At 44.6% G+C, this 4236-nt stretch carries 5 protein-coding genes and 1 pseudogene; 2 read left to right on the top strand and 4 right to left on the bottom strand.

The genetic code is table 11. The features are described 5' to 3' along the window. Positions 1-225: pseudogene (locus QUA45_RS28105) on the top strand (photosystem II q(b) protein); the annotation flags it as partial. A gap of 98 nt (positions 226-323) precedes the next feature. Here QUA45_RS28105 and QUA45_RS28100 read toward each other — a convergent pair. The 4 genes from QUA45_RS28100 to QUA45_RS28085 all read right to left on the bottom strand — a co-directional run bounded on the left by QUA45_RS28100 (position 324) and on the right by QUA45_RS28085 (position 3058). Continuing rightward, positions 324-719, bottom strand: coding sequence for a nuclease A inhibitor family protein (locus tag QUA45_RS28100; RefSeq protein WP_333223167.1), 396 nt, complete (start codon positions 717-719; stop codon positions 324-326). A gap of 54 nt (positions 720-773) precedes the next feature. Continuing rightward, complete coding sequence (locus QUA45_RS28095) at positions 774-1124, bottom strand: DUF4087 domain-containing protein (protein WP_333223165.1); 351 nt, start codon at positions 1122-1124, stop codon at positions 774-776. 337 nt (positions 1125-1461) lie between these two features. Then, positions 1462-2424 (bottom strand): pyridoxamine 5'-phosphate oxidase family protein, encoded by a 963-nt coding sequence (locus tag QUA45_RS28090; protein ID WP_333223163.1) that lies wholly within the window; start codon positions 2422-2424, stop codon positions 1462-1464. A gap of 34 nt (positions 2425-2458) precedes the next feature. After that, on the bottom strand, positions 2459-3058 hold the full coding sequence (locus QUA45_RS28085; RefSeq protein WP_333223161.1) for a glutathione S-transferase: 600 nt from the start codon (positions 3056-3058) through the stop codon (positions 2459-2461). Positions 3059-3943: 885 nt separating this feature from the next. Here QUA45_RS28085 and QUA45_RS28080 point away from each other — a divergent pair. Further along, complete coding sequence (locus tag QUA45_RS28080) at positions 3944-4186, top strand: hypothetical protein (protein WP_333223159.1); 243 nt, start codon at positions 3944-3946, stop codon at positions 4184-4186. Positions 4187-4236: the final 50 nt, after the last annotated feature.

Here is a 4236-nt window from a genome sequence, read left to right as displayed (position 1 = left end):
GCTTTGGGTATCTCCACGATGGCTTTCAACTTGAACGGTTTCAACTTCAACCAATCGATTATCGACTCTCAAGGTCGCGTTATCAACACTTGGGCTGATGTCATCAACCGCGCTAACTTGGGTATGGAAGTAATGCACGAGCGCAATGCTCACAACTTCCCTCTCGACTTGGCTGCTGGTGAGACAACTCCCGTAGCAATGGTTGCTCCTTCTATCAATGGCTAAGTTTTAGTCTAGATTGACAAAAAGCGCTCCTAGAAATAGGGGCGCTTTTTGTTTGGGAAAACAAAGTTTTATCGGTTTTTTTATAATATTTGCTGGGATTAAGTCTCCACCAACTTCGTTGACAGCCCCACCAATCCGCCACTAGGAGTCATCCCGATGATGTACGCATCAATGTTAATGTTGCCCACTCGGTAAACCTGCAACTGCGAGAGGTTTTGCTTCAACACGCTCACCAAGTTCTGGAACCGCTTCACTGTTTCCCGTTCCTCTTCATCGTGCCAATCTTCTTCTTGAGTGGCGATCGCAAAGAAGTCGTCAACCGTCCGCATTTCAACGGGAGCATCGGGCGGATGTTCGGTGAGTTGCAGAAGTTTCGCTGGGGTAAGCTCTTCCTGTGTCGGCCACCTTACGACCTCAAAGGGAGCATCGGTTTCGCTGAGGAAGAGCAAGCCATTGGAAGCTTGTTTGAGTTGGGTGGCAATCGATTCGGTCATGGTGGCGGTGGTTCCTCTGCTTTACTGTGATTGTACGGTTGGTGTTGGCTGAAACTAAGGACTTTTTGGTACATTCGGATCTTCGCGACAGGTTGAGAGGGGCAATGATTCTCCACCCCGAATTTCGCTAATTCTAGATCGAGCGCTATCTGTCACCACATCCATACAAGCACAACCATACCCATAATAACCATTCGTTTTGACGTACTCTTTCTCGTTATAGGTAGGAAGATTATCCATTCCTTTAGCTTCATACCCCCCTTGCCGCGAGATAATCCACTTACCATCTTTGTCTATTAAATACCAATTTCGAGGCGTGGGATTGTGCAACCACCCACACCTAGTTTCAACTGCTTTAGCGGGAAGCGCAAAGATAAAAATAGATGAAATAATAACGGATATCAAGAATTTTTCTTTCATATATTTAAGTTTATTTAATTTTTACACAATTGTAGCAAATTCATCAACACTGATTAATGCAGGTGAAGCAACAGCCCAATACCGCAGTGCCTACTTGTTCGATTGCGAGAAAAGTTAGTTTCTAAGGTAAATGGTGGGAGAGGGGTTTAGCTTCCATAAAAGTTTGTTGGTAGATTAGTTAATCAAAGTTGGTTAATGTCAGGAAGTTTTCGCCATTGGGAAAATGCAATTTTGAAATACTTTTACTGTAAGGTTTAAAAAAAATCAAGTTTCTAGGTAGCGAAGAAATAAAGACACTAACAAGATTAAATAAGCCCTTCCCTCACCAGGAACCTGTGCGAGCCAAGTAAGGCGAAAATGCTGGCGATGACCAGCGCAGTGGGAGGCTGCCCTCTACCCGATAGCCATGAGCGAGGTGGAAGCGAAACAATCGCTCTGCTCCCTCGTAGTCATTGATTTGGGCTCCTTCCCAAATTACTTCGGCTGTGCCTGTAAGATAGAGCAGGTTGCCCCCATCGAAATCCACAAACAGCAGTCCTGCTCTGGGATTCAACTCTAGGTTGCCAAAGGTATTAAACTGACAATTGCCAGAGAAGTCAGGAACGGTCAGGGTACAGTCATCATCCAGCCGCACAAAGCCTGGTTTGCCACCGCGATGAGAAACATCTACCCCACTAGCAATGCCTGCCGATGTGTTTTGATAAGCGGTTGCAATAAAGAAGGTGTCAGCGGCAGCAATCGTGGCACGTTCTTCCGAGCCGAGCATTGGGAATTGATAGATCGATTGCGGCGTTGCTGAATCTTGCTCAATTAGCTCAAACATCCGAGTTTGAATATATTTGGGACAGTTGCCAAAGCTTTGTCCCACTTGCACTTCAAAACGATCCGAGTCAATTGCTGTGACAATACCGTTCACACGATTGCGACGACGGGTATGGAGCTCAATTCCGAGCAAGCCGATATCGATGCGAGCGGCAAGAGTATTTGTGAGAGGATCGCCAAATAGGGGTTTAGCGCCAATCTGTAAGGTGCGATCGTCTGGCGAAGATAAAAAGCCCGGTTCCCCTACCAAAATGGAAGCCCAGGGGCTGCCTGTCGCATCCACCGTGCCCACAATTATGTAAGGAAGTTGGGGGAAGAACTGCCGAAACTGATCGGGCAGGTATTCCCGAATCATTTGTCGTCCTTGGCTATCCATCTTCGCCTGTGTGCCCATTCGACCTTGAATTGCTAGTTCACCCGCATGAAACGGCGATTCGGTTCTTGTCCACCCTGGGATTGTCATATGTTACCTCTGTTTTTAAGCTGTGTTGGTTCACCTACAGTCCTGCCATTGGGATATAGCCGGGGAGTTGTTTGATGCGATCAATCCAAGTCTGGACGTTGGGATAGGGTGCGAGGTCAATCTTGCCATCAGGAGCCAGAGCAACGTAGGGAAAGACTGCGATATCAGCAATCGTGGGGCGATCAAATTCTAACCAGTTGCGCGTACTCAAATGTTGATCTAATTGAGTCAGGATATTCTCTGCTTGCTGGTGTGCCCGTTCGATATTGATACTGGTAGCCCCAAACAAATAATAAAGTCTGGCATTTTCGGGGCCCTGGCGAATTTCTCCAGCAGTTGTCGATAGCCAGCGAACGACTTGAGCCAACGGGAGTGCATCCAACGGCAGCCAACTATCACCGCCATACTGTCGTGCCAAGTAAACCAAAATAGCTTGAGCATCCGCTAGTTTGGTATCGCCATAGATCAACAAAGGAACCTGTCCAGATGGGTTAAGTGCCAAATATTCCGGCTGCTTATGTTCGCCTTTCATTAAGTCAACTTTTACCCATTCATATTCAATATTTAACAGTCCCAGCAATAGTCTTGGTTTGTAACTGTTACCAGACATTTCGTGACCGTAAAGCTTAATCATGATGTTTCTCCTTGTGAGTGTAAACATGATTGATGGAGGACTGCCACCTTCCCTAATTCACATACGGGTTTGGCAATTTCATCGGCCATACCGACTCATCATAGCTGAATGGTGACGGCTTGATTGTCCACAAATTCCTGCGCCTGCTCTTTGCTCACTCCCAAACGGGTGCAGCCAGGGGTGGGAATCACGCAGGACTAATTGCATTGACTCGAATTTTGCGTTCTTTGAGCTAGAGTATCCAATTGTGGCCAAACGATCGCACGGCAGCCTTAGTAGCGCTATAAATACTAAAGGCTGAGGTGCTTACGGTAGGAGCAATCGAGGCGTTCAGAATAAGAGAAGCGCCCTCTGGCAGCAGAGATAATGCCTTCTGCACGGTAATAGCGAACCTTTAATAAGTAATGGGACATAATTAATGACACACTGATTCTTTGCTAACTTTTTACTATACAAGGATAGTTTTATAGAATTAATTGTGTTCTATAGCAAGCCTAAATTATGAGCATGATTATGAAAAAAGATGAATAACTTACAGGTGCGAAAAAAAAAATAAAAAATTTCCTCATCGACAACCTAATTCCCTAGATGATATTTGGTTACAAGCTAAAAGTTTTTAAGAAAGTATTAGTATTTATTTAGATGTTTTAGATTATCAATACTCCAGACAGTTTGGGGAACGAGACTACAATTTTTACAGCATAAGGATCATAAATAAAGTCCAATTAAATACAACGAGCGGGGTGGAGCTGAAATTGATTTAATTATCCACAGTGGTTCAAAGTTTTACAGAATAAGCCATTGGGCTAGAAAAACTGTCCGGGTCATTGCTCTATAAGGGTGACATATAATATGTTTTGATTTTAATTTTAATTCCGAGGTCTTATGGCGATCGAACTTTCAGGTATAACCTTTCCCGAAAAGGATGATTTGGTCGTCGGGGTGTCTGGGGAAGAAGAAATACTTAATAATGGCTTCACTAATACTCTTACTGGCAAGGACTTAACCCTTGGTAACAGTGAGAACAGTCTCAACAGCACTCCGACAATAATCAGCGGTTTCTACAACAGTGGAACCATAAATACTGGTGATAGTAATGACTTAAGTAGGTGGACAGGAAAAAAATAAACTATGTAACGCTAAGTCTTGAGCTAGCTAGACTTAAACTTGAAACGCTT

Source organism: Microcoleus sp. Pol12A5, from assembly GCF_036701435.1.
Classification (GTDB): domain Bacteria; phylum Cyanobacteriota; class Cyanobacteriia; order Cyanobacteriales; family Microcoleaceae; genus Microcoleus.
This window is presented reverse-complemented; position numbering and strand designations above follow the sequence as displayed.

What these genes read in the sequence shown, in the direction of transcription:
- QUA45_RS28100 (WP_333223167.1), bottom strand. Translation starts at nt 719, where the DNA reads ATGACCGAATCGATTGCCACCCAACTCAAACAAGCTTCCAATGGCTTG.
- QUA45_RS28090 (WP_333223163.1), bottom strand. Translation starts at nt 2,424, where the DNA reads ATGACAATCCCAGGGTGGACAAGAACCGAATCGCCGTTTCATGCGGGT.
- QUA45_RS28085 (WP_333223161.1), bottom strand. Translation starts at nt 3,058, where the DNA reads ATGATTAAGCTTTACGGTCACGAAATGTCTGGTAACAGTTACAAACCA.
- QUA45_RS28080 (WP_333223159.1), top strand. Translation starts at nt 3,944, where the DNA reads ATGGCGATCGAACTTTCAGGTATAACCTTTCCCGAAAAGGATGATTTG.